This window comes from Luteimicrobium album (assembly GCF_030161555.1).
GTDB classification, from domain to species: Bacteria; Actinomycetota; Actinomycetes; order Actinomycetales; family Cellulomonadaceae; genus Luteimicrobium; species Luteimicrobium album.
Genome location: NZ_BSUK01000001.1, coordinates 1,867,252 through 1,890,143 on the forward strand (window position 1 = coordinate 1,867,252; position 22,892 = coordinate 1,890,143).

Consider the following 22,892-nt stretch of genomic DNA (forward strand, 5'->3'; position numbering starts at 1 on the left):
CGCACCCCGTGCCCACCATCCAGGAGTTCCGCCTGCCCGACGCCGGTGAAGGACTCACCGAGGCCGAGATCGTCCAGTGGCGCGTCGCGCCCGGGGACGCGGTGCGCGTCAACCAGACGATCGTCGAGATCGAGACGGCGAAGTCGCTCGTCGAGCTCCCGTCGCCGTGGGACGGGACGGTCGTCGAGATCCTCGTGGTCGAGGGCACGACCGTCGAGGTCGGGACGCCGATCGTGCGGATCGAGACGGCGGGGAGCCCGGGTCGGGCGCTCCCGGGAGCGACCCCGCGGCCGCGGCGCTCGAGATCGCCGCCGAGGTCGACCCCGCGGACACCGACCCTGCGACCGTGGCCGCTGCGGCGTCCGACGACGCGGGTGGCGGCGCCGTGCTCGTGGGCTACGGGACGGGCGGTGGCGCCACCGGTGGCGGGCGCCGTCGTCGGCGGACCGGGGCGACCGGGGAGAGCCGCGCCCCCAGGCGCCGGTCCCCGCGCCGGCCGCGCCGCAGCCGATCCCCGCCGTGAGCGTGCGCGTCCTCGCGAAGCCCCCGGTCCGCAAGCTCGCCAAGGACCTCGGCGTCGACCTGCTCAGCGTCCCCGGCACGGGCCCCGGCGGGATCGTGACGCGCGAGGACGTCCAGGCGTTCGCGTCCGAGGCGGCGCACCCCGAGACCCTGGCCACCTACCCGGGCGACGACAACCCGTGGCTCGCGAGCGGCACCGTCAGCCCCGACGCCCGCCGCACCCGCGTGCCTGTGAAGTCGGTCCGCCGCCGCACGGCCGAGGCGATGGTCGCGAGCGCGTTCACCGCGCCGCACGTCACCGAGTTCGTGACGGTCGACGTCACCAAGACGATGAAGCTCGTCGCGGCCCTCCGCGAGGACCGCGAGTTCGCCGACGTCCGCGTGACGCCGCTGCTCATCACCGCGAAGGCGCTGCTCCTCGCGCTGCGTCGCCACCCCGAGATCAACGCGAGCTGGGACGACGACGCGCAGGAGATCGTCTACAAGCACTACGTGAACCTCGGGATCGCGGCCGCGACGCCGCGCGGGCTCGTCGTGCCGAACATCAAGGACGCGCACCGCCTCGGGCTGCACGACCTCGCCGTCGCGATCGCCGACCTCACGACGACCGCCCGCTCGGGGCGCACGACGCCCGGCGACATGGCCGACGGCACCATCACCATCACCAACGTCGGCGTCTTCGGCATCGACACCGGGACGCCGATCCTCAACCCCGGCGAGGCCGGGATCCTCGCGTTCGGCGCGATCCGGCAGCAGCCGTGGGTGCACAAGGGCAAGATCAAGAAGCGCTGGATCACGCAGCTCGCGCTGAGCTTCGACCACCGGCTCGTCGACGGCGAGCTCGGCTCGCGCGTCCTCGCCGACGTCGCCGCGGTGCTCGAGGAGCCGTCGCGCGGGCTCGTCTGGGGCTGAGCCGGGCCTAACCCGGGGTGAGGCCGCGTCCGACCGGGGCCAGCTCGCACAGGTGCGCGTACAGGTCCCATGCCTCGGGGCGGCTGCCCGGGTCGAACCACTCGGCGCCGTGCTCGACCCACCGGCGCCGGTGCGCCCGCGCCCGCTCCGGGGTGACGTCGTCGATGCCCGCCTCGCACGCGCAGCAGTCGCAGATCGCCGCCGTCGGCCTGTCGTCCACCCAGCCCGGCCGGTCGAGAGCCCAGCCGCAGGCGCGGCACGCGAGCTCGAGCCTCGGCGCGGCGGGTGGCTGGGGGCGGGCCGGCGCGGGCTCGTCGACGAGCGTCGGACCGATCAGGCCGGGAAGGGGCGTCGTGCCCGGACAGGGAGCCGGGCGGGCGGCGGCGTCGACCGGGCTGTGCCGGGTCGCCCGGCGCAACCCGGCGACGACCGCGAACGAGACGAGGAGCGGTGGCACGAGACCTGCGAGCGCCGCCATGCGCGTGACCTCCCGGGGCTCTGGATGCTCCACGGTTCGTGACGAAGGGTCGTGGTCCGGCTTCCCCTGCCGATGACGTCGGCACCACCGGGCGCGCGACTGTCGCACAGCATAAGCAAGCGCAGGGTACGAAACGCAAGCCCGCCGGCGCGCTCCACCCGGGTGACGTCCGCCACGGGCCCCTGTGGACGGGGCCCGCGCTCCCCGTCGACGCGCCTACGCTGGGCGGGTGACGTCGTCCGCCTCCATGCCCGCTCGCGCCCGGCAGAGCCCCGGCCCGACGCCCACCCTCGCGGGGCGGCCGTGGTGGGTCGTGCTCGCCGCGCCGGGCACCGTCGTCATCGGGATCGTGGCCGTGCTGCTCGCGGGCGCCTTCACGCAGGCCTTCGCCGCACCCGGCACCGGACTGCTCGACCCCGGCGTCGTCGTGCGCCTCGGGCTGCCCGTCGCGACGCTGGTCACCGAGCTGTCGATGGCCGTGACCGTCGGGTCGCTCGCGCTCGCGCTGTTCGTCCTGCCGTGGCGCGAACCGTCCGACGGCGTCGGGTTCCGCCGTGCCCTCGTCACCGCGGCCGTCGGTGCGGGCCTGTGGGCGGTGGCCGGGCTCGTCCAGCTCGTCCTCGAGGACGCCAACATCGCGGGCATGTCGCTGACGGACCCCGCGTTCGGGCAGCAGCTCGGCGTGTTCATGACCCAGGTCGCGTACGGGCGGACCCTGCTCGAGATCGTCGTGCTGGCGGCCGTCACCTCCACGCTGCTGCTGCTCGTCCGGACCCCCACGGGCACCGCGTGGACGGCGCTCCTGCCCGTCGCGGCGCTCTCCCTGCAGGCCGGGACCGGGCACGCGGCCGGCACGTCGAGCCACGAGCTCGCGATCTCGTCCCTGTTCCTGCACCTGCTCGGTGCGAGCGTGTGGATCGGGGGCTCGCGACCCTCGGCGTCGTCTTCTGGGCGGGGCGCGGGTCCGACGGCGGCGCCACCGCCCGCCGCGCGGGTGCGGCCCGGGCGGACGGCGCGCGGCCCGACCTGGCCGTCGTCGTCGGGCGGTACTCGCCGACGGCGCTCTGGTGCCTCGCGTTCGTCGCCGTGTCCGGGCTCGTCAACGGCTGGATCCGCGCCGGGTCGATCGACGGGTTCGCGACCCGCTACGGCGTGCTGCTGCTCGTCAAGCTCGTCCTGCTCGTCGTGCTGGGCCTCATCGGGTACGCGCACCGCACGCTCGTGATCGCCCGGCTCGGCCGTGACGACGCCCGGCCGCGTGGCCTGTTCTGGCGGCTCGCCGCCGTCGAGCTCGCCGTCATGGGCGCCGTCATGGGCGTCGCGGTCGCGCTCGCGTCGTCGGCGCCGCCGGTGAGCGAGGTCGTCGGCAAGGACCTCACGCCGTCCGAACGGGTCACCGGGCACGTCCTGCCCCCGCCCTCACCTCGACGCGCTGGTTCACCGAGTGGAACTGGGACCTGATCCTCACGGTCGCGTGCGCCGCCGGCGTCATCGTGTACGTCGGGTGGGCGCTGCGGCTCCGCCGGCGCGGGGACCGGTGGTCCTGGGGCCGGACCGTCTCCTGGTGCGTCGGCATGGTCGTGCTGTGGTGGACGACGTCGGGCGGGCCGGCGTTGTACGGGCACGTCCTGTTCAGCGCGCACATGGCGCAGCACATGGTGCTCGCGATGGTCGTGCCGATCCTCCTGGTCCTCGGCGCGCCCGTGACGCTCGCGCTGCGCGGGCTGCCGACCCGCAAGGACGGCTCGCGGGGACCGCGGGAATGGCTGCTGATCCTCGTCCACTCGCGGTGGGGGCAGTTCATCGCCAACCCCGTCGTCTCGGCCGTGCTGTTCGCGAGCTCGCTCATCGTCTTCTACTACACGCCCCTGTTCTCCTGGTCCCTGCACTCGTACGTCGGGCACCTGTGGATGGTCGTGCACTTCACCGGCGCCGGGTACCTGTTCGCGAACGCGCTGATCGGGATCGACCCCGGACCGAACCGGCTCGGGTACCCGCAGCGGCTCATCCTGCTGTTCGCGACCATGGCGTTCCACGCGTTCTTCGGGGTCGCGCTCATCAGCTCCGAGACCCTGCTCGTCCCCGACTGGTTCGGGCTCCTCGGCCGCACCTGGGGCGCGTCCGCGATCGAGGACCAGCAGACCGGCGGGTCCGTGGCCTGGGGCATCGGCGAGCTGCCGACCCTGCTGCTCGCGGTGCTCGTCGCGACGTCGTGGGCGCGGTCCGACGAGCGCGAGGCGAAGCGCAAGGACCGCAAGGCCGACCGGGACGGCGACGCCGAGCTGCGGGAGTACAACGCGATGCTCGAGAAGCTCGCGGATCGCGACGAGGCCGCGCCGCCTCGCTGAGCCGCTGCCACGCCCTGTCCTCCTGCGCCGAGCATGCGATGGCGCCCTCCTCCCGCGCCGAACATGCGATGGCGCACCGTTTCTTGCTCGAGCATGCGACTGGTCGCATGCTCGTCGGGGTGTACTGGGCTTGATCGCATGGTCGGCAGACGCCGGTGCGTGCGCCGCCACTGGTTCGTCGTCGCGCTCCGCGGGCGGGGGTCGACGGCACACCTGTGGACGGCGCCGGCCGTGCACAGGCGGTACACACGGGCACCCTCGCCACCGTCGTCGGCCGGTTCACTCGTGCCCATGACGACCGTCCTTACTCCCATGACCGTGCAGCCGGAGCGAGACCTGCTGCTGACGCTCGCGATCCCTCCCGAGCTCGAAGACGTCGCGCGTACCCAGCTCGGCCTCGTCTCGACGAGCCAGGCGCGCACCGCAGGGATCTCAGGACGACGGATCGCCACGATGGTCGGGAACCGCACCTGGCGCAGGCTCACCCAGGGTGTCTTCGACACACGGATCGGATCGTTGTCGGCGCTGCCCTGGGATGCCCGACGATGCAGGGCGGCATGGGCGGCGATGCTCGCATTCGGTCCTGAGGCGGTCGCCATCGGTGCGAGCGCCCTCGCGTTGCACAAGGTCGTCGGGCTCCCGACGACGATCCGTCCGGAGGCTGCCCTGCCGAAGGCCAGCAACCGGCTCGCACGGGACGGGATGCACGCCCGCCAGTTCGACGCGGGGCTGCGCACCGTCGTCGTCGGAGGGCGTCGGGTCGCATCGGTCGAGTGGGCCGTCGCGCAGGCGGTCCCCGAGCTGCCGCGTCGTCACGGGCTCGCGGTCCTCGACTCGGTCCTGCACCTCGGGCTCCTGACACCTGATGGTCTGGAACGCGCGCACGACCTGGCGCGCGGGCGTCGCGGGATCGCGGCGGCTCACCACCTGTGGGAGCTCGCGGACGGTAGGTCGGAGTCGGCGCCGGAGTCGTTCGGCCGGCTCGACTGCATCGACGGCGGTGTCCCGCCGGACACGCTGCAGCTGCCGCTCGACGACTCGCCGTACCCCGAACGGGGGACTTCGGCTGGCATCTCGGCGGGGACCGGTGGCTGGTGGCCGAGGTCGACGGGAAGGAGGTGCACGACGTTCCCGAGGCTGCCTTTGCCGACAGGTCTCGGCAGAACGGGATCGTCTCGACGGGCCGCTTCGAGGTGTTGCGGTTCACGGCGCGGGATGTCGACGGTGTGATGTCGCGGACCGTTCGATGTGCGTTGCGCATGCTGCGGAGGTAGGGGCGTCGCGTGTCGGTGTCGACCATGCGATCTGATGCCGCCCAGGCGTGCCGATCATGCGAACAGTCGCATGTTCGAACCAGAAACGGTGCGTCACCGCATGGTCGGCCGTCGGGATGGTGCGTCATCGCATGGTCGGGGTGAGGTGGGGTGGGGTGGTTGTGGTCGGGGTGGGACGGTCTACGACGGACGCCCCCGACGCCCCAGGAGCTCAGACGCCGGTGACCGCCTCGACATCACCGGCGCGGATTGCGTCGTCGAGCTGCGCGGCGTCGGCTTCCGCCTGGTCGGCGTACCGTCGCGCGAACCGGCCGATTGCCTTGTCGAACGTGACGTCGTCGGGGTCGTCACCCAGGTAGGCGGACACGGCGACGGCGTCACCGGAGCGGGCGTGCGCGCGGGCGAGGGTCGCGCCGCAGAGCTCGCCGAGCGCGGTCAGTCCGCGCGGTCGGACGCGGGCCAGGTCGACCGAGCCCTTCATGTCGTGGAGCTGCCGCACGTAGAAGTGGCGGCCGGCAGGCCCTGTCGCCCAGCCGAGCAGGATGTCGCTGGCCGCCTGGGCGTAACGCTGGCCGTTGACGACGCGCTGCCCGGCGTGGTCGTACGCGCTCGCCCCGAGGTGAGGTTCGAGCACGGACGGCTGGGCCTGCTTGAGCTGTAGGACGAGCGGGTCGTCGTCGTCCCGGCCGGCGAGGAGGATCACGTACGCCTGCGTCCCGACGCTCCCCACCCCGACGACCTTGCGTGCGGCGTCGACCCGTTCGAACCGGTCGAGGAGGAGCCGCAGGGGGTCGTCGAGCGTGGAGCGGTAGTCCGCGAAGACGGCGTCGTACTGCTCGCGGTCGAGCGGCCGCAGGGGTTCTCGCGAGATCAGCGGCGGCGCCTCGCGGAAGCGCACGTGCCCGTCGACGAGCTCGGTGAGCTTCTCGGCCGCGCGGAGGCTCGTCTTGGTGCGGGCCTTGTCGAAGGTCGCGGTCGCGGTCCGACGGGTGCGCTTGCCGACGTCGGCGGTGTCGAGCGTGCGCATGATGCGGTCCTCGTCGACGCGGGCGTACCAGACGTCGAGCGTGCGCTGGCGGGCCAGCCGGGCGGTCGCCATCCGGTACGCCCGGGCGGCGGCCCGGGCCGCGTCGCGAGCGACCTTGGGTTCGAAGCCGCGGTCCCGTGCCGCGAGGACGAGCGACGCGGCGAGCCGCAGGACGTCCCACTCGAACGGGCCGGGCAGGGTCTCGTCGAAGTCGTTGATGTCGAAGACGAGGCTCCGGTCGGCGGCGGCGTAGACCCCGAAGTTGGCGACGTGGGCATCGCCGCAGAGCTGGGTGGTGCCGCCGGTGCGCGGCAACGTCGCGAGGTCCGCGGCCATGACGGCCGCCGACCCGCGGTAGAACGCGAACGGGGACGCGCTCATGCGTCCGTACCGGATGGGCACGAGCTCCGCGACGCGGGTGGCGTCCTGCTCGCGGAGCAGGGCGACCGGGTCGGGCCGGTCGGACGACGGCGTCCAGTCGGCGAAGGCTCCGACCGGGGTGTCAGAGCGCCACGAACGCCCGCGTTCGGCCCGCTCCGCCACGGCCGGTCGGGCGCTGCCGAAGTCGGGGAGGGCGGGGGCGGAGTCCGCCGTCGTGCGCGTGGCCATGCCGCATTGTGCGTCCGCGCGGAGGGTGCTGCCCGGCGGGACGTGGACCTCACCCGCGGGACCTGGCCCGTCGCTGTGATAGGACGGACCGGTGACGACCGATGCGGCGACCCCTTTCCACGACCTCGACGCCTATGTCGCCCTGCCGCGGCTGGCCGGGCTGACCCTCTCCCCGGACGGTTCGCGGCTCGTGACCGCCGTCCAGACGCTCGACCCGAAGCGCACCCGCTACGTGACGGCGCTGTGGGAGGTCGACCCGACGGGCGGGTCGCCGGCGCGACGCCTCACGCGCTCCGCGAAGGGCGAGTCGTCGGCGCTGTTCGCGGCGAACGGGGACCTGCTCTTCACGTCGGCCCGCCCCGACGCCGACACGGGCGACACCGACGACGGCGCTCCGAGACCTGCGCTCTGGCTCCTGCCCGCGGGTGGCGGAGAGGCGCGCGTCGTGGCGACGGCCCCGGGCGGCGTCGGCGGTGTGACCGTGGCCCGCGACGGGAGCACGGTCTCGGTGGCCGCGAGCCTCCTGCCGTCCTCGACCGGTCTCGACGACGACGCGAAGCGCCGCAAGGCCCGCAAGGACCACAAGGTCGCGGCGATCCTCCACGACGGCTACCCGGTCCGGTACTGGGACCACGACCTCGGCCCCGACCGGCCCCACCGGTTCGTCGCGGACCTGGCCGCGCTCACGGACGAGGTTCCGGGCGCGCTCGTGCCTGCGCCGTCGTCGGGCGAGAAGGAGGAGGAGACGCCCGAGCCCCCGAAGGCGCCCGGCTCGAGCTCCGCGACCTCACGCCCACCCCGGGCCCGGCGCTCGAGGACGCGGACGCCGACCTGAGCCCCGACGGTCGCACGCTCGTCACGAGCTTGCGCGTCACCGGTCCCGGCCCGACGATGCGGAGCACGCTCGTCGCGATCGACACCGCGACCGGCGAGCAGTACGTGCTGGTCGACGACAAGGGTGCCGACGTCTTCGGCCCGAAGGTGTCGCCCGACGGCCGGTTCGTCGCGTACGTGCGGGAGACCGTGACGACGCCGCACCGTGCGCCCGAGGTGACGCTCGCCGTCGTGGCGCTCGCCCCCAGCAGAGCCCGCGCAGCCTCACGACGCACTGGGACCGCTGGCCGTCGTCGCTCACATGGCTCCCCGACGGCTCGGGCTTCCTGGTGACCGCCGACGACGACGGCCGCGGCCCGGTCTTCCACGTCGCCGCCACGGGGGTGGGATCGTCCCGGTGGAGCGCGTCACCGCGGGCGACGCGGTGTACACGGACGTGCGGGTCGCACGCGACGGGTCGGCGTTCTACGCGCTGCGGTCGAGCTACCTGGCGCCGGCCGAGCCGGTGCGCGTGGACCTCGCCGCGTTCCTCGCCCAGGAGGAGGGCAGGCGGACGCCCGTCGAGCCGACGCTGCTGCGCGGGCCCGTCCCGCCGCCCGCGCTGCCGGGGACGCTCGTCGAGGTCGAGACCCCCGCGTCCGACGACGTCCGCGTGCGCGCCTGGCTCGCACTGCCCGAGGGCGCGAGCGCCGAGAACCCGGCGCCCCTGGCGCTGTGGGTGCACGGCGGGCCGCTCGGGTCGTGGAACACCTGGAGCTGGCGCTGGAACCCGTGGCTGCTCGTCGCGGCCGGGTACGCGGTGCTGCTGCCCGACCCCGCGCTGTCGACGGGCTACGGGCAGGACTTCGTGCAGCGCGGCTGGGGTGCGTGGGGCGACAAGCCGTTCACGGACGTCATGGCCGTGACGGACGCGGTCGTCGCGCGCGACGACATCGACGAGACCCGGACCGGCGTGATGGGCGGCTCATTCGGCGGCTATATGGCGAACTGGATCGCCGGCCACACCGACCGGTTCCGCGCGATCGTCACGCACGCCAGCCTCTGGGCGCTGGACCAGTTCGGCCCGACGACAGATGCCTCGTTCTACTGGGAGCGCGAGCTCAGCCCGGAGGCCGCGCTCGAGAACTCGCCGCACCGGTTCGTCGGGGACATCCGCACGCCCATGCTCGTCGTGCACGGCGACAAGGACTACCGGGTGCCGATCGGCGAGGGCCTGCGGCTCTGGTACGAGCTGCTGTCCAAGTCGGGTCTGCCCGCCGACGCCGACGGGAAGACCGTCCACCGGTTCCTCTACTTCCCCGACGAGAACCACTGGGTGCTCACGCCCGAGCACGCGAAGGTCTGGTACCAGGTCGTGCTCGCGTTCCTCGCCGAGCACGTGCTGGGCGTCGCGCCCGCCGACGACGCGTACCCGGGGCTGCCGCCCGTCCTGGGCTGAGCCCCGGGCTCCGGTCTCTCCCTCGCCGAGCACGGCGTCCCCGCCCGTCCGCTGCGCTGGACGGGCGGGCAGCACGTGCTCGGCGGGCTCGGATCCCGTGCTCAGGCGCGGGCGGCCTCGACGAGCGTCGCCGCGAGGTCGGCCGGACGGGAGAACATCGCCCAGTGGCCGGTCGGCAGGTCGACCCACGTGACGTCGTGGTCGAGCAGCTCGGTGTGGAACGGGGCGCCCGGCCCGGCCACCGCCTGGAGCTGCTCGGCGCTGATGCTCGTGCAGATCGCGGTGACCGGGACGTCGAAGCGCGCCGGGTCCGACACGTGCACCGGCTCGGTCGCGACGCGCGCCGGGTGGGGGCGGGCGTGCCCGCGGAACCGGGCGAGACCGGCGTCGTCGATCCCGTCGATGCTGGACCCCTGCGCGGCCAGCTCGTCCCAGGACGGGAGCGCGATCTCCGTGACGCCGTCGGGCAGGCCGGGGTTGAGCGCGGCGCCGTCGACGAGCGGTCCGGAGTCGAGGTAGACGGCCCGGTCGACCCGGCCGGGCACGCGGTCGACGACCTCCCCGACGAGCGCCCCGCCGCCGCTGTGCCCGACGAGCACCACGCGGCCCTCGAGCCCCTCGACGAGCCCGACGACGGCGCCCACGTGGTCGGCGCGCGTGACGGCCGCGCGGTCCTCGCGTGTGTCGTCGGGGCCAAGCCCGGGGAGCGTGACGGGGTGCGGGACGAGGCCGGCGTCGCGGAGCGCGGGGACGACGTCGTCCCACGCCCAGCCGCCGAGCCAGAAGCCGGGGACGAGGACCACGTGTGTGCTGGGGGTTGTCATGGGACGAGTCTCGACCCACCCTGGTGACACCGGTCTGTCACCTATTCTCGGGAGGTCGCGTGAACCGGACCGACCGCCTGTACGCGGTGGCCGAGGAGCTGAGGCGGGCCGGGCGCGCGGGGACCACGAGCGCGCGGCTCGCCGCCGCCCTCGAGGTCAGCGTGGCGGACGATCAAACGGGACGTGTCCGCGCTCCAGCAGGCCGGGCTGCCGGTGCGTGCCGAGGCGGGGCCCGGTGGCGGTTACGTGCTCGACGCCGCGGCGACCCTCCCGCCCGTCAACTACACGCCCGCCCAGGCCGTCGCACTGTCGGTCGCGCTCGCGCTGCTCCCACCCGGGAGCCCGTTCGCCGTCGACGCCGCGACGGCGCGCGCGAAGCTCTGGGACGCCCTCGGCCCCGGCGACCGGGAGCGGGCGTCGCGCATGGCTGCGCGCGTCTGGACGCGCGGCGTGCCCGCCGGTGGCGCACGCGCGACCGGGACGTCCGACGGCGGCACCTCGGCGGGCGTGCTCCGCGCCGTCGAGCAGGCCCTCGGGGAGGCGCGCGTGCTCGCGATCCGTTACCGGTCGCGGGACGGCCGCATCACCCGACGCCGGATCGAGCCCCAGCTCCTCGCCCACACCGACGGCCGCTGGTACCTCGTCGCGTGGTGCCGTGACCAGGAGGGCACGCGGTGGTTCCGCCTCGACCGGGTCGAGCGCGCCGACCTCACGGCCGAGCGCTACGAGCCGCGACCCGTCGAGGACGTGGGCGAGCCGCCGGACGACGCGGCCGCCGTCGTCGGGCACGGGTGGGACGAGGGACGCAGGGAATCGGAAGAGGTTGACACCGGTTAACCTTTTCCGTGACCCCCGACGACGGCGCCCCCACGCCCGCCCGCACGAGCCAGGCGACCACCCCCGCCCCGGCCGTCGGCCCCAGCCACCGCGAGATCGTCACGATCCTCGGCGGGCTGATGATCGGCATGTTCCTCGCGGCCCTCGACCAGACGATCGTCGCGACCTCGATCCGCACGATCGGCGACGACCTGCATGGACTGTCGCTCCAGGCGTGGGTGACCACCGCCTACCTGCTGACCTCGACGATCACGACCCCGCTGTACGGGAAGCTGTCGGACATCTACGGTCGCAAGCCGTTCTACCTGCTGGCGATCGCGCTGTTCGTGGTGGGCTCGTTCCTCTCGTCGACGTCGACGTCCATGTACGAGCTCGCGATCTTCCGCGGCCTGCAGGGGCTCGGGGCCGGCGGCCTGATGGCGCTCGCCATCACGATCCTGGGTGACCTGGTCGCGCCGCGCGAGCGCGCCAAGTACCAGGCCTACTTCCTCGCCGTCTTCGGGACGTCGTCGGTGCTGGGCCCCGTCGTGGGCGGCTTCTTCGCGGGGGCGAGCTCGATCCTCGGGATCGCGGGCTGGCGCTGGGTCTTCCTCGTCAACGTCCCGATCGGCATCATCGCGTTCCTCGTCATCGTCCGGGTGCTCCACCTCCCGCCGCTGCGGAAGGTCAAGCACGACATCGACTGGGAGGGCGCGCTCGCGCTCGTCGTCGGGCTCGTCCCGCTGCTCCTCGTCGCCGAGCAGGGGCGTGACTGGGGCTGGACCTCGGGCCGAGCGCTCGGCTGCTACGCCGTCGGCGTGCTGGGGCTCGCTGCGTTCTGGTTCGCGGAGCGCCGGGCAAAGGACGATGCGATCCTCCCGCTGCGCCTGTTCCGCGAGCGCGTGTTCTCGCTCGGGGCCGCGGCCAACACGGTGATCGGCCTCGGGATGTTCGGCGGGATAGCCGTGCTGCCGCTGTACCTGCAGATCGTCCAGGGGATGTCGCCGACGAAGGCGGGCCTCGCGCTGCTGCCCTTCACGCTCGGGATCATGAGCGGGTCCGTCGCCGCCGGCCAGACGACGTCCCGGACCGGGCGGTACAAGATCTTCCCGGTCGCCGGCACGACGCTCATGGCGATCGGCGCGGTGCTGTTCACGCGCCTGCACGCCGACACCGGGTACGGCTGGATCGCCGTCGCGTCGCTGGTCTTCGGCCTCGGCCTCGGGTTCACCATGCAGCCCCTCGTCCTGGCCGTGCAGAACGCGGTGCCGGTCCGCGACATGGGGGTGGCGACGTCGTCGTCCCTGTTCTTCCGGCAGGTCGGCGGGACGCTCGGCACCGCCGTCTTCCTCTCGATCCTGTTCTCGACCGTGGGCGACAAGATCGCGGCCGCGTTCAGGTCCATCGTCCCGACGGCGGACTTCCAGGCCGCGCTCCACGACCCGGCGGTCACGTCGAACCCGGCCAACAAGCCCGTGCTCGACCTCGTCCAGGCCACCCAGCACGGGGGGACCGCCTCGGTGCCGAGCCTGAACGACTCGTCGTTCATCAACGAGCTCGACCCGAGGCTCGCGAAGCCGTTCCTCGTGGGGTTCAGCGACTCCGTCGACCTCGTGATGCTGATCGCGTCCGGGATCATCGTGATCGGGATCGTCTTGTGTGCGGTGCTGCCCGAGCTGCCGCTGCGCAACGTCTCGGGGATCCAGGGTCGTGCGGCCGAGGACGCGGAGCGTGACGCCGCCACGTCCTCCTGATCCCGCCCCCTCGCCGACCAAGGGGTCTCGGCCCGTCTGATCCGGTGGACGGACGGAAGGCCCGTGCTCGGCGGGCTCAGACCCCGTGCTCGCCGGCGGCCCAGAGCTCGTCGAACCGGTCCGCGACCGCCGTGAGCGGCGTCGTGACGTCGAGCTCGACGTCAGGCCGGATCCCGACGAACTCCATGGGCTCGGGCGTCGCGCCCCACTGCGTCGGGAAGGTCAGCGTCAGCCCCGACCGCGGGAGGACGTACGGCGCGACGTTCGCGGACTCCAGCAGTCCCATGCTGGGCACGCCCACGACCCGGGCGCCGAGACCGTCACGCAGCATCAGCGTGCTCGACTCGCCCGACGACCCTGTGCTGCCGTCGACGAGCACGAGCATCCGACCCCGGAACGGCCTGGTGCCGGCGGGGACGTGCTCGGTGTGGAGCTCGACGCGCAGCTCGTCCTCCGGCGCCGGGACGTGGGCGTAGGGAAGCAGCGAGGTCGGCGGCGGCGCGTCGGGGTGCCGCACCGCTTCCAGCGCGATCGCGTTCCACACCATGACGGGCTTGTCGCCCACCGACAGGCACCGCTCGCTCGGTGCGTCGTGGGCGTGGACGACGGCGTCGGCGATCCACCGGCTGATGAAGGCGTCGTTCCCGCCGCCGTTCCCGCGCAGGTCGACGACGACGCGGTCGTGCTCGAGCGGGCTGCGGTCGGTGGCGCCCGCCTCGAGCCGGGGCGACCCGTCCTCGGAGTCCGAGAGTGTGCGGATACGGACCGTCGCCACGTCGCCCGACGGCGTCGCCCGGACCACGGACTCCCACGCCGGACCCGGGTCCTCACCGAGGGTCGGGCGCAGGGGCGCGGCGCGGCGTTCCCGAGGATGCCGTGGTGGTTGTCGCCGAGGGCCTCGCGCAGCGACAGCGCGGCGTCGCCGATCGCCTCGCCTCACGTCGTCGGGCGCTCGGCGCGCAGCCGCGCGACCCACGCGTCGAGGACGGCGTCCGCGGCCTCGGGACCGGTGCGACCCAGCACCACGAAGACGTGGCGCTTGCGGATCAGCCGAGGAAGGAGGGCGACGTCCTCGATCAGGGCGTCGACGTCGACGGGACTGTCAGGGGTGCGGGCGGCGATGTCGGGCCCGAGGGCACGCATCGCCGGGCTGTCCGAGTCGATCAGCCAGTCGATCCCGCTACGGTCAGGTCCGAGGTACCCGTCGGCGCGCATGGGCGCCACCGTATCGAGGCCAGGGGTGGCCGGGCCATCCCCGGAGAGTTGACTTGCCGCATGGCCGTGCACCTTCCTGCCGCAGTCCAGGCGTTCGTCGACGCCACCAACGCCGGTGACAGCGACGCGTTCGTCGCCGCCTTCACTCCCGACGCCGTCCTCGACGACTGGGGGCGGACGTTCACCGGGTCTGACGGAGTCGCCCGCTGGAACGTGACCGACAACATCGGCAAGCGGTCGCACTTCGAGCCGGTGTCCGCGGAGCCGGGCGCGGGACCGGGGAGTGGGTCGTCGTCCTGGCCGTCACGGGCGACGGCTACAACGGGACCGGCCCCATGACGTTCACCCTCGCCGGCGACCGGATCGCCCGGCTGGTGATCAGCCCGACGTGAGGGTCACAGGTCGGCCACGAACGGCGACCCGCCGGCCGCGCGTTCCCCGTACGGTGCTAGCGTCCGACCATGACGACGACGCGTGCCGTGCGGCTGTTGCCGATCGGGCGGTGCCTCCTGGCGGCGCTCCTGCTCACGGCGGGCGTGCTGCTCGCGGCGTGCGACGCGCTCGACCCCGACCCGGAACCGTCGTGCACACCCGGGCCCCTCGAGGTCTCGCCGGGCACGGTCGCGCCGGGCGGCCAGGTCACGGTCCGCAGCGGCAAGGTGTCCTGCACCATCGACCGCGGCTATACCCACTACGAGCTGCACCTTCGCTCCATGGAGGACGACGCCGTCGTCGGGACGGTCGAGGTGGGCACGCACGGCGAGTTCGCCACCACCGTGACGATCCCGGCCGACGCTCACGCGGGGGACGCCTCGCTGGTCGTGTCGGGGAGCACGTACGACTACTGTCCGCAGCACGCGGGGCCGGCTGCCGACTGCGCGGCGTACCACGGCGACGTCGTCGTCGACGCGGGTTGACGACACCCCCAGGCGCGTGGGGTTGACTTGACCCCGTGACTGCTGTGCCCGCCCGCCTGCCCCGTGTCCGCGCGTCCGCCCTCGTGGGACGCGGCTGGCTGAACACGGGTGGCAGGACGCTGAGCCTCGAGGACTTCCGCGGCCGCGTCGTCCTGCTCGACTTCTGGACCTTCTGCTGCATCAACTGCCTGCACGTCCTCGACGAGCTGCGCGACCTCGAGCAGCGGTTCGGCGACGTCCTCACGATCGTCGGCGTCCACTCGCCGAAGTTCGTGCACGAGGCCGACCCCGACGCGCTCGCCGCCGCGGTCGAACGGTACGAGGTCCACCACCCCGTGCTCGACGACCCCGACCTCGTCACCTGGCAGGCGTACACCGCCCGCGCCTGGCCGACGCTCGTCGTCGTCGACCCCGAGGGCTACGTCGTCGCGCAGCTCGCGGGCGAGGGGCACGCGGCGTCGATCGAGGCGCTCGTCGCCGAGCTCGTGGCGGAGCATCGCGCCAAGGGCACGCTGCGCGAGGGCGACGGCCCGTACGTCCCGCCGACGCCGCAGCCCTCCACCCTGCGCTTCCCCGCCACGGCGGTCGCGCTCCCGAACGGGAACCTGCTCGTCGCCGACGCCGGGCACCACAGCCTCGCCGAGCTCGCGCCCGACGCCGAGACCCTGGTCCGGCGGATCGGCTCCGGCGAGCGCGGGCTCGCCGACGGCGGTCCCGGCGACGCGCGGTTCGCCGAGCCGAACGGCCTCTGCCTCGTCCCGGACGAGCTGCGCCCGTGGCTCGGGTACGACGTCGTCGTCGCGGACACCGCGAACCACGTGCTGCGGGGCGTGCGCCTCGACGACGGCACCGTCACGACCGTCGCGGGGACGGGCGAGCAGTTCATGGTGGGGGCGCCCGACAACTTCACCGAGGGCGCGGCAGGCGAAACGTTCAGCACGAGCTTCCACGTCCCGCCGCGCTGGGTGAAGCTCTCGTCGCCGTGGGACGTCGCGTGGGTGCCCGAGCTCGCGGCGTTCGTCGTCGCGATGGCCGGGAACCACACGCTGTGGGCGTTCGACGGCAAGGAGGGCTCGATCGAGCTGCTCGGCGGGACCATGAACGAGGGCCTCCAGGACGGTCCGCTCGACGACGCGTGGTTCGCGCAGCCGTCGGGCCTCGCCGTCGAGCGAGGTGCCGTGTGGGTCGCGGACTCGGAGACGTCCGCCCTGCGCCGGGTCGACACCGCGACGCGCACGGTGAGCACCGCCGTCGGGCAGGGGCTCTTCGACTTCGGTCACCGCGACGGGCCCGCCGACCAGGCGCTCTTCCAGCACCCGCTGGGTGTCGCGACCCTCCCGGACGGCTCGGTCCTCGTCGCTGACACCTACGACGGCGCGCTCCGCCGGTTCGCTCCCGACGACGCAGCCCCCGGTGGCGGCGAGGTCACCACCGTGGTGACGGGGCTCGCGGAGCCGAGCGGCGTCGTCGTGCGGGAGGCGGAGGGCGGGCTGGAGGTGCTGGTCGTCGAGTCGGCCGCGCACCGGATCACCCGGGTCGCGCTTCCGGCCGACCTCCGCTCGCTCGGGAGCACCGTGGACGACGGCGCCCACCGCACCCGGCGGCCCGTCACCGACCTGGCCCCGGGCGCGCTGAGCCTGCGCGTGCCGTTCACGCCCGCGCCGGGTCAGAAGCTCGACGACCGGTTCGGCCCGTCGACCCAGCTCTCGGTCAGCGCCACGCCGTCGAGCCTGCTGCTCGCCGGCGACGGCACGGACACCGACCTCGACCGGGGGCTCGTCCTCGCGACGCCCCACCCGGGCGAGACGCTCGAGGGCGTGCTGCACGTGAGCGCGCGGGCGGCGTCGTGCGACGCGTTCGGGCCGGACGGCGAGCCCGTCGAGTTCCCCGCCTGCAACCTCGCGCAGCAGGACTGGGGCGTGCCCGTCCGGATCACGGCCGACGGCGCCGCGGAGCTGGTCCTCCCGCTGCTCGGTTAGGAGCCCGCGAGCAGCCGGAGCGCGTTCGCCGACCCGCTGCCGGGACGCGCGGTGTGGGTGAGCAGGCGCTGACCGTCGGTGTCCGGCAGGTGCAGGGCCTCGTAGTCGGTCTCGAGGTCGCCGACCTCGGGATGGTGCAGGAGCTTGGTGCCGCTGGAGCAGAGCCGGACCGTGTGCTTCGCCCACAGGGCGGCGAACTCGCCGCTCTTCATGCTCAGCTCGCCGACGAGCTCCGCGAGGCCGCGGTCGTCGGGGTAGTGGGCCGCGAGGAACCGGAGCGACGCCACGACGAGTGCCGCCTCCTCGTCCCAGGCGCGGTACAGCTCGCGGGTGTGCGGGTCGAGGAACAGCATCCGGACGAGGTTCGGTCGGGTCGACGGGTCCTGCGGGGCGTCGAATGGCAGGTGCCCGGCGAACAGGGCGTGACCGAGCCGGTTCCAGGCCAGCACGTCGTTGCGGCGCCCGAGGACAAGCGCGGGCACGCCCGGCATCGCCTCGAGGAGCTGGAGGCCACCGGGCGTCGCGCGCTCGGCGCGAGGGGCGCGGCGTCGTCGGGCGGCTCGCGGTCGGGCGAGCTCGAAGAGGTGGGTGCGTTCGTCGTCGCGGAGCTGCAGGGCGCGCGCGAGCGCGTCGAGGATCGCCTCGGAGGCCGCGATCGACTGGCCCTGCTCGAGGCGGGTGTAGTACGCGACGGACACGCCCGCGAGCTGCGCGAGCTCCTCCCGGCGCAGGCCCGGCACCCGCCGTGTCCCGTAGCTCACGACGCCGGCGTCCTCCGGGGTGAGGGCGTCGCGTCGGGTGCGGAGGACCTCGCCGAGCTCGCTGCCGGTCGAGGGGATGGTGGCCGTGGGCATGTCCCGATTCTGCGCCGGTGCGGCCGAGCCTGCCTGACCCTCCGAAGGGTAGGAACGGGAGGTGCCTGGCTGCCGAGGTGCGGCGGGGCCAGCGTGGGGACCGACCGACCCAGGAAGGAAACCATGTCCGCCACCGCAGCCTCCCCCGCCCGACCGGCCCGGATGTCATCGCGCGAGCGACTCGCGCTCGCCGTCCTGCTGACCGCGGCCTTCACGCTCGCCGTCGACTTCTCGATCCTCACCGTCGCGCTGCCGCAGATCGGCCGCGACGTCGGGATCGCCACCGAGCACCTCCAGTGGATCTCGACGACCTACGCGCTGTGCGCAGCGGGGCTCACCCTCCTGTTCGGCCGGGTCTCGGACCGCGTGGGCCGCCGGTGCCTGTTCCTGGTCGGCATGGCCCTCCTCGGCGCGGCGTCCCTGTGCGGCGGTCTCGCCGGCGACCCCGCGACGCTCCTGGCCGCGCGGGCCGCGCAGGGCACCGCCACCGCGATGGTCACCCCGTCGGCCCTCTCGCTACTGACCACGACGTTCCCCGAAGGGCCCTCCCGTGACCGCGCACTGGGCCTCAACGGCTCGTTGATGGCGGCGGGCTTCACGACGGGCGCGATCCTGGGCGGCGTGCTCACCGGCGTCCTCAGCTGGAGGTGGGCGTTCTTCGTCAACGTCGCCGTCGCGGTCGTCGTGCTGGCCGTCGCACCCGCCGTGCTGCGCGAGAACCGGTCGGAGCGTCGGCCGCGCGTCGACCTGGCGGGCGCGGCGACGGTCAGCCTGGCGCTCGTCGCCATCGTGTGCGCGGCCACCACGGCCGGCGCGAGCGGGTGGACGAGCCCCGTCGTCTGGGCGGGCCTCGCCGCGGCGGCCGTGCTCCTCGTGCTCTTCTGGCTGGTGGAGTGGCGGGTGTCCGAGCCTCTGATCGCCCTGAAGGTGCTCGCCGAGCGTCACGTGGCCTGGGGCAACGTCGCCGGTCTCCTCGCGTTCGCGACCGAGACGTCGCTCGTGTTCCCCCTCACCCTCTATCTCCAGGACGTCCTGGGCCTGCCGCCGTTGGCCGCGGGTCTCTCGTTCGGCGTCCTCGGGACCGGGACGGTTGTGGGCGGGCTGCTGGCGTCGCGGGTCATCGCCCGCACCGACGCGAAGCGAGCGATCGTCGCAGGCTTCGGGGTGCAGGCGCTCGCGACGATCCCGCTGGCCTTCGTCGGGGACAGCCGGGCATGGGTCGTCCCCTGCTGGCGCTCGCGTTCCTGGGCGGGGTCGCGAACCTCGTCGCGATCGTCGGTTACGTCGTCGCCTCGACGTCAGGCCTGCCCGACGCGCAGCAGGGGCTCGCGACCGGGCTGGTGACCATGAGCCAGCAGGTCGGCATCGCCCTCGGGACGCCGGTCATGTCCGCGGTCAGCAGCAGCCAGGCCGCCCGCGGGCTGCTCCCCGGGATCAGGGCAGCGGTCGGGGTGAACGGCCTCGTCTGCCTCGCTGCCGCCGTGCTGGTCGCTGTCGCGCTCCGCCTGCCCGGTCGCAGCGCCCACGTCGAGGCGGGCCCGGTCGTCGCCGCCGCGTGAGGTCGACGGCGGCCGGGCGGCGCGGCTCAGGCGGCGACGACCGCGACGCCCGTCCGGCCGCCGTCGACGTCGAGCACGGTGCCGTGGACGAACGCGGCGTCGTCGGACGCGAGGTAGACGGCCGCCGCCGCGATGGCTTCGGGGCGGCCGGTCGCCCCCGCCGGGGTGCCCGACATGATCGCCTCGAGCGCGTCGGGGCCGTCGGGCTCGTCGGCGCGGACGACGCCCGGGGAGACCGCGTTGACGCGGATGTTCTGCGGTGCGAGCTCGGCCGACCAGGCGCGGGTCAGGGTCTCCACGGCGCCCTTCGACGACGCGTAGACGGGGCTCGAGGGCAGGGCGAGCCGCGCGACCCACGACCCCAGGTTGATGATGACGCCACCGCCCGAGGCGGCCATGGAGGGCACGAGTGCCTGGGTGAGGAAGAACGGCGCCTTGACGTTGACGGCGAGGACGCGGTCGACGAGGGCGTCGTCGGCGTCGGCGGTGCTGTGGAGCGGGAAGATGCCGGCGTTGTTGACGAGGACGTCGACCCGTCCGCCGAGGACGTCGAGCGCCCGCTCGGCGAGCTCGCGGCTGGCCGCGGACGATCCGTCGAGGTCGGCGCGCACGAAGTCCGCGGTGCCGCCCGCGGCGCGGATGACGTCGACGACGGAGCGGCCACGGTCCTCGTCGCGCCCGGAGACGGCGACGTGCGCGCCCTCGGCCGCGAGGGCGGTGGCGATCGCGCGCCCGATGTTGCTGGTGGAACCTGTCACGAGGGCCGTCCGGCCCTGCAGTCGCTGTGTCATGGCTGCGACGGTAGGAGCATGAAAATGGACTCTCAAGTCCAGAACTGCCTACGCTGCTTCCATGTCGCTGACAGCGAAAGGCCTCGCCACCCGTGCCCGCATCGTCGAGGGCGCCGCCGACTACCTGCGCGGCACGGACGACGGCGAGATCACGCTCGACGACGTCCGCGCCCTCACCGGCACCAGCAAGGGCCAGCTCTTCCACTACTTCCCGGACGGGAAGGACGAGCTGCTGCTCGCCGTCGTCCGGCTCGAGGCGGACCGCGTCCTCGACGACCAGCAGCCCTACCTCGGCGACCTCACGACGTGGGCGTCGTGGGAGCGCTGGCGGGACGCCGTCGTCGCCCGCTACCGCGCCCAGGGGACGCGGTGCCCGCTCAACGCCCTCATGGGCCAGGTCGGCGGGGTGCCCGGCGCCGCCGACGTCGCCCGCACCCTCGTGGGCCGCTGGCAGGGACACCTCGCCGACGGCATCCGAGCGATGCAGGCCACCGGCGACGTGCGCGCCGACCTCTCGCCCGAGCGGACCGCCGCCGCGCTCGTCGCAGGGATCCAGGGCGGCGTCCTCCTGCTGCGGACCACGGGCGAGACGGCGCACCTCGAGGCCGCGCTCGACGTGCTGCTCGACCACCTGCGCGCCTCCTGACCGGCGCCCGCGGCTGCGCGCTCGTGGGGAGCGCTCCCCGTCGAGGCTGGCGGCTCGCGGCTGCTAGCGTGCCCAGATGCTGACGTGGGGCAGGAGCTGGGGCAACCAGGAGCTGGTGCTGGACGGGACGACCGTGGGCCGGTTCGAAACCGGGACGTTCCGCGAGCGGACGACCGTCCACCTCGGGACCGAGACATGGGAGTACGCGAGGCAGCCCGGCGGCGGGATCCTCGGCACGGGCCCGGTCGGTTCGCCGACGCCGTTCCAGCTCTGGGCGACCCGGCGGTCCTTCTTCAGCTACACCTGGGACGTCGCGACGCCTGCGGCCCGCTACGAGCTCAAGCAGGGCTTGTTCTCGACCGCGTTCCAGGTGCTGCGCGGCGGCGTCCAGATCGGCGAGGCCCGGCGTGCGGGGACGATGACGAACCGGTTCTCCCTCGTCGTCCCGCCCGACGTCCCGCTGCAGGACCAGGCGTTCCTCCTCGGGGTCGTCGAGGCCTCCGAGCGGCGCCGGAGCCACAGCTCGACCGCGTCCGCGGGTTAGCGGCGTACGGCTCCGCGCGCCGAACCCGTAGCCTTCCGACCGTGACCGTACCTGCCCCGGCCTCGTCGCTCGACCTGCCCGCCCTGCCGCCCGGCGTCGTCCTCCTGGACCTGGACGGCACCCTCACCGACTCGGCGCCCGGCATCGTCGGCTCGCTCCGCGCGGCACTCACCGAGGCCGGCCTCCCCGTGCCCGACGACGCAGCCCTGCGCCGGTTCGTCGGCCCGCCCCTGCCGGGCATGCTCCGGGCGAGCGGGGCGCCGGCCGACCGGGTGGACGAGCTCGTGACCACGTACCGCCGCCACTTCACGGCGGGCGGCATGTTCGACAACGCGGTCTTCCCGGGCATCGAGGAAGCGATGGACGCGCTGCGCGACGCCGGCGCGGTGCTCGCCGTCGCGACCTCCAAGCCCGAGGTCTACGCGCGGCAGATCGCCGAGCACTTCGGCCTCGACGCCCACCTGACCCACGGCCTCGACGGGGTGTTCGGCGCGGACACCGACCTGGGCACGCGTGCGGGCAAGGCGGAGGTCGTCGCGCACGCGCTCGCGAGCCTCGCCGAGCGCGGCGTCGTCGCGCGACCAGCGACGACCGTCATGGTCGGCGACCGCGAGCACGACGTCCTCGGTGCGGGCCGCCACGGGATCGCCACCGTCGGCGTGGCCTGGGGCTACGCGGAACCCGGCGAGCTCGAGGCCGCGGGCGCGGTCGCCGTCGTGCACACGCCGCGCGAGCTCACAGACCTGCTGCTCGGCGCCCCGTAGCCTGCTCGCGTGAGCACCGGTGGAGCGTCGCCCGGCCCGGTCGCGCGGGCTGTCGGTCCCGGTCGCGCCGCCTCGCGCGTCTCGACGCTCGAGCTCCTGCTCGACCTCGTCTTCGTCTTCACGGTGAGCCAGGTCGCCCACGTCGTGGCGGAGGACCCGACCTGGCCGACGATCGGGCGGGTCGTGCTCGTCATGGTGGCCGTGTGGTGGATGTACGACGCGTTCGCGTGGCTCACCAACCAGGCGGTCCGTGACACCGCCGCGGTGCGCCTGCTCCTCATCGGCGCGATGGCCGGTTTCCTCGTGCTCTCGGTCGGGCTCCCGGACGCGCTCGAGCCCGGCGGCGTCCCGTTCGCGGTCGCGTTCATGGTCGTCGCCGCGATCCACGGGAGCCTCTACCTGGCCAGGGGCGGGGCCGGGACGACGGCCGTGCTTCTCTGCGTCGCGCCCCTCAACGTCCTGATCGGGGTGCCGTTCCTCGTCGCCGCGCTGCTCGGTGAGGGCCGCGACGCCGCGCGCTGGGCGCTGGCGCTCCTCCCGGTGGCGCTGATCCTCGTCGCGTCGTCGATCGCCCGTCGGAGCCCGTTCGACCTGACCGCGAGCCACTTCGTCGAGCGCCACGGACTCCTCGTGATCATCGCGCTGGGCGAGTCGGTCGTGTCCGTGGTGCGGACGTCGGGGAGCACGGGCTGGGCGGGCAGGCGGTCGTGGCGATCGTCCTCGCGGTCGCGGTGATCGGGTCGCTCTGGTGGTGCTACTTCTCCGGCGACGACGAGCGTGCCGAGCA

General features: G+C 73.9%; 24 protein-coding genes and 2 pseudogenes. 19 read left to right on the top strand and 7 right to left on the bottom strand.

Annotated elements, in window-relative coordinates; genetic code table 11:
• The first annotated feature begins 8 nt into the window (after positions 1 to 8).
• Positions 9 to 1,434, top strand: a pseudogene (locus tag QQK45_RS23130) (dihydrolipoamide acetyltransferase family protein).
• 7 nt (positions 1,435 to 1,441) lie between these two features.
• Here the strand turns inward: QQK45_RS23130 and QQK45_RS09725 are convergent.
• Entirely contained in the window at positions 1,442 to 1,912 is a 471-nt protein-coding gene (locus QQK45_RS09725; protein ID WP_284293093.1) for a hypothetical protein, read from the bottom strand.
• A gap of 472 nt (positions 1,913 to 2,384) precedes the next feature.
• On the opposite strand from QQK45_RS09725, the pseudogene QQK45_RS23575 reads away from it, so the two are divergent.
• From QQK45_RS23575 to QQK45_RS09735, 4 genes and pseudogenes are all read left to right on the top strand, one after another.
• Positions 2,385 to 2,708, top strand: a pseudogene (locus QQK45_RS23575) (copper resistance protein CopD); the annotation flags it as partial.
• A 290-nt stretch (positions 2,709 to 2,998) separates the two neighbouring features.
• Positions 2,999 to 3,373 (top strand): CopD family protein, encoded by a 375-nt coding sequence (locus QQK45_RS23580; protein ID WP_488803253.1) that lies wholly within the window; start codon positions 2,999 to 3,001, stop codon positions 3,371 to 3,373.
• A 32-nt stretch (positions 3,374 to 3,405) separates the two neighbouring features.
• Positions 3,406 to 4,260, top strand: coding sequence for a cytochrome c oxidase assembly protein (locus QQK45_RS22125; protein ID WP_348525190.1), 855 nt, complete (start codon positions 3,406 to 3,408; stop codon positions 4,258 to 4,260).
• A 291-nt stretch (positions 4,261 to 4,551) separates the two neighbouring features.
• Positions 4,552 to 5,490, top strand: a complete 939-nt coding sequence (locus QQK45_RS09735) for a hypothetical protein (RefSeq protein WP_284293094.1) — start codon at positions 4,552 to 4,554, stop codon at positions 5,488 to 5,490.
• 255 nt (positions 5,491 to 5,745) lie between these two features.
• Here the strand turns inward: QQK45_RS09735 and QQK45_RS09740 are convergent, their stop codons facing one another.
• Positions 5,746 to 7,170 carry a DUF2252 domain-containing protein gene (locus QQK45_RS09740; RefSeq protein ID WP_284293095.1) on the bottom strand — a complete coding sequence of 475 codons (1,425 nt, stop codon included), beginning with the start codon at positions 7,168 to 7,170 and terminating at the stop codon, positions 5,746 to 5,748.
• A 91-nt stretch (positions 7,171 to 7,261) separates the two neighbouring features.
• Between QQK45_RS09740 and QQK45_RS22130 the strand changes: the two genes are divergently transcribed.
• The 3 genes from QQK45_RS22130 (at position 7,262) to QQK45_RS22140 (ending at position 9,442) form a co-directional block, all read left to right on the top strand.
• Positions 7,262 to 8,005, top strand: a complete 744-nt coding sequence (locus tag QQK45_RS22130; RefSeq protein WP_348525191.1) for a TolB-like translocation protein — start codon at positions 7,262 to 7,264, stop codon at positions 8,003 to 8,005.
• A gap of 29 nt (positions 8,006 to 8,034) precedes the next feature.
• A complete protein-coding gene (locus tag QQK45_RS22135) occupies positions 8,035 to 8,337 on the top strand; it encodes a hypothetical protein (RefSeq protein WP_348525192.1) in 303 nt (100 codons plus the stop codon).
• Between the two features lie 64 nt (positions 8,338 to 8,401).
• A complete protein-coding gene (locus QQK45_RS22140; protein WP_348525193.1) occupies positions 8,402 to 9,442 on the top strand; it encodes an alpha/beta hydrolase family protein in 1,041 nt (346 codons plus the stop codon).
• 101 nt (positions 9,443 to 9,543) lie between these two features.
• Here QQK45_RS22140 and QQK45_RS09750 read toward each other — a convergent pair whose 3' ends face one another.
• Entirely contained in the window at positions 9,544 to 10,266 is a 723-nt protein-coding gene (locus QQK45_RS09750; protein ID WP_284293096.1) for an alpha/beta fold hydrolase, read from the bottom strand.
• A gap of 183 nt (positions 10,267 to 10,449) precedes the next feature.
• Here QQK45_RS09750 and QQK45_RS09755 point away from each other — a divergent pair, with 183 nt between their 5' ends.
• Positions 10,450 to 11,103, top strand: a complete 654-nt coding sequence (locus tag QQK45_RS09755) for a helix-turn-helix transcriptional regulator (RefSeq protein ID WP_284293097.1) — start codon at positions 10,450 to 10,452, stop codon at positions 11,101 to 11,103.
• Between the two features lie 8 nt (positions 11,104 to 11,111).
• Positions 11,112 to 12,836 carry an MDR family MFS transporter gene (locus QQK45_RS09760; RefSeq protein WP_284293098.1) on the top strand — a complete coding sequence of 575 codons (1,725 nt, stop codon included), beginning with the start codon at positions 11,112 to 11,114 and terminating at the stop codon, positions 12,834 to 12,836.
• A 76-nt stretch (positions 12,837 to 12,912) separates the two neighbouring features.
• Here the strand turns inward: QQK45_RS09760 and QQK45_RS09765 are convergent, their stop codons facing one another.
• A complete protein-coding gene (locus tag QQK45_RS09765; RefSeq protein ID WP_284293100.1) occupies positions 12,913 to 13,611 on the bottom strand; it encodes a S41 family peptidase in 699 nt (232 codons plus the stop codon).
• Between the two features lie 161 nt (positions 13,612 to 13,772).
• Positions 13,773 to 14,051: a hypothetical protein gene (locus QQK45_RS09770; RefSeq protein ID WP_284293101.1), complete on the bottom strand. Its 279-nt coding sequence runs from the start codon at positions 14,049 to 14,051 to the stop codon at positions 13,773 to 13,775.
• Positions 14,052 to 14,111: 60 nt separating this feature from the next.
• Here QQK45_RS09770 and QQK45_RS09775 point away from each other — a divergent pair, with 60 nt between their 5' ends.
• The 3 genes from QQK45_RS09775 (at position 14,112) to QQK45_RS09785 (ending at position 16,947) form a co-directional block, all read left to right on the top strand.
• On the top strand, positions 14,112 to 14,390 hold the full coding sequence (locus QQK45_RS09775) for a nuclear transport factor 2 family protein (protein WP_284293102.1): 279 nt from the start codon (positions 14,112 to 14,114) through the stop codon (positions 14,388 to 14,390).
• A gap of 122 nt (positions 14,391 to 14,512) precedes the next feature.
• Positions 14,513 to 14,968: a hypothetical protein gene (locus tag QQK45_RS09780; protein WP_284293103.1), complete on the top strand. Its 456-nt coding sequence runs from the start codon at positions 14,513 to 14,515 to the stop codon at positions 14,966 to 14,968.
• 35 nt (positions 14,969 to 15,003) lie between these two features.
• Positions 15,004 to 16,947: an NHL domain-containing thioredoxin family protein gene (locus QQK45_RS09785; protein ID WP_431310253.1), complete on the top strand. Its 1,944-nt coding sequence runs from the start codon at positions 15,004 to 15,006 to the stop codon at positions 16,945 to 16,947.
• On the opposite strand, the gene QQK45_RS09790 is transcribed toward QQK45_RS09785, so the two are convergent.
• Positions 16,944 to 17,801, bottom strand: a complete 858-nt coding sequence (locus QQK45_RS09790) for a helix-turn-helix transcriptional regulator (RefSeq protein ID WP_284293104.1) — start codon at positions 17,799 to 17,801, stop codon at positions 16,944 to 16,946. The genes QQK45_RS09785 and QQK45_RS09790 overlap by 4 nt on opposite strands.
• A gap of 123 nt (positions 17,802 to 17,924) precedes the next feature.
• Here QQK45_RS09790 and QQK45_RS09795 point away from each other — a divergent pair, with 123 nt between their 5' ends.
• On the top strand, positions 17,925 to 19,145 hold the full coding sequence (locus QQK45_RS09795; protein ID WP_284293105.1) for an MFS transporter: 1,221 nt from the start codon (positions 17,925 to 17,927) through the stop codon (positions 19,143 to 19,145).
• A 2-nt stretch (positions 19,146 to 19,147) separates the two neighbouring features.
• Positions 19,148 to 19,360, top strand: coding sequence for a hypothetical protein (locus QQK45_RS09800; protein ID WP_284293106.1), 213 nt, complete (start codon positions 19,148 to 19,150; stop codon positions 19,358 to 19,360).
• 26 nt (positions 19,361 to 19,386) lie between these two features.
• Here QQK45_RS09800 and QQK45_RS09805 read toward each other — a convergent pair whose 3' ends face one another.
• Positions 19,387 to 20,151, bottom strand: a complete 765-nt coding sequence (locus tag QQK45_RS09805) for an SDR family NAD(P)-dependent oxidoreductase (protein WP_284293107.1) — start codon at positions 20,149 to 20,151, stop codon at positions 19,387 to 19,389.
• Between the two features lie 61 nt (positions 20,152 to 20,212).
• Between QQK45_RS09805 and QQK45_RS09810 the strand changes: the two genes are divergently transcribed.
• From QQK45_RS09810 to QQK45_RS09825, 4 genes are all read left to right on the top strand, one after another.
• Positions 20,213 to 20,797, top strand: a complete 585-nt coding sequence (locus QQK45_RS09810; RefSeq protein ID WP_284293108.1) for a TetR/AcrR family transcriptional regulator — start codon at positions 20,213 to 20,215, stop codon at positions 20,795 to 20,797.
• 76 nt (positions 20,798 to 20,873) lie between these two features.
• Positions 20,874 to 21,341, top strand: a complete 468-nt coding sequence (locus QQK45_RS09815; protein WP_284293109.1) for a hypothetical protein — start codon at positions 20,874 to 20,876, stop codon at positions 21,339 to 21,341.
• Between the two features lie 41 nt (positions 21,342 to 21,382).
• A complete protein-coding gene (locus tag QQK45_RS09820; protein WP_284293110.1) occupies positions 21,383 to 22,105 on the top strand; it encodes an HAD hydrolase-like protein in 723 nt (240 codons plus the stop codon).
• Between the two features lie 9 nt (positions 22,106 to 22,114).
• A complete protein-coding gene (locus QQK45_RS09825) occupies positions 22,115 to 22,840 on the top strand; it encodes a low temperature requirement protein A (RefSeq protein ID WP_284293111.1) in 726 nt (241 codons plus the stop codon).
• Positions 22,841 to 22,892 lie beyond the last annotated feature (52 nt).

Bases quoted from the DNA above. Each gene is read 5' to 3' on its own strand.
- QQK45_RS09770 (WP_284293101.1), bottom strand. From the start codon at position 14,051: ATGCGCGCCGACGGGTACCTCGGACCTGACCGTAGCGGGATCGACTGG.
- QQK45_RS09750 (WP_284293096.1), bottom strand. From the start codon at position 10,266: ATGACAACCCCCAGCACACACGTGGTCCTCGTCCCCGGCTTCTGGCTC.
- QQK45_RS09775 (WP_284293102.1), top strand. From the start codon at position 14,112: ATGGCCGTGCACCTTCCTGCCGCAGTCCAGGCGTTCGTCGACGCCACC.
- QQK45_RS09795 (WP_284293105.1), top strand. From the start codon at position 17,925: ATGTCCGCCACCGCAGCCTCCCCCGCCCGACCGGCCCGGATGTCATCG.
- QQK45_RS09805 (WP_284293107.1), bottom strand. From the start codon at position 20,151: ATGACACAGCGACTGCAGGGCCGGACGGCCCTCGTGACAGGTTCCACC.
- QQK45_RS09815 (WP_284293109.1), top strand. From the start codon at position 20,874: ATGCTGACGTGGGGCAGGAGCTGGGGCAACCAGGAGCTGGTGCTGGAC.
- QQK45_RS09780 (WP_284293103.1), top strand. From the start codon at position 14,513: ATGACGACGACGCGTGCCGTGCGGCTGTTGCCGATCGGGCGGTGCCTC.
- QQK45_RS09800 (WP_284293106.1), top strand. From the start codon at position 19,148: ATGAGCCAGCAGGTCGGCATCGCCCTCGGGACGCCGGTCATGTCCGCG.
- QQK45_RS09735 (WP_284293094.1), top strand. From the start codon at position 4,552: ATGACGACCGTCCTTACTCCCATGACCGTGCAGCCGGAGCGAGACCTG.
- QQK45_RS09740 (WP_284293095.1), bottom strand. From the start codon at position 7,170: ATGGCCACGCGCACGACGGCGGACTCCGCCCCCGCCCTCCCCGACTTC.
- QQK45_RS09725 (WP_284293093.1), bottom strand. From the start codon at position 1,912: ATGGCGGCGCTCGCAGGTCTCGTGCCACCGCTCCTCGTCTCGTTCGCG.
- QQK45_RS09790 (WP_284293104.1), bottom strand. From the start codon at position 17,801: ATGCCCACGGCCACCATCCCCTCGACCGGCAGCGAGCTCGGCGAGGTC.
- QQK45_RS09810 (WP_284293108.1), top strand. From the start codon at position 20,213: ATGTCGCTGACAGCGAAAGGCCTCGCCACCCGTGCCCGCATCGTCGAG.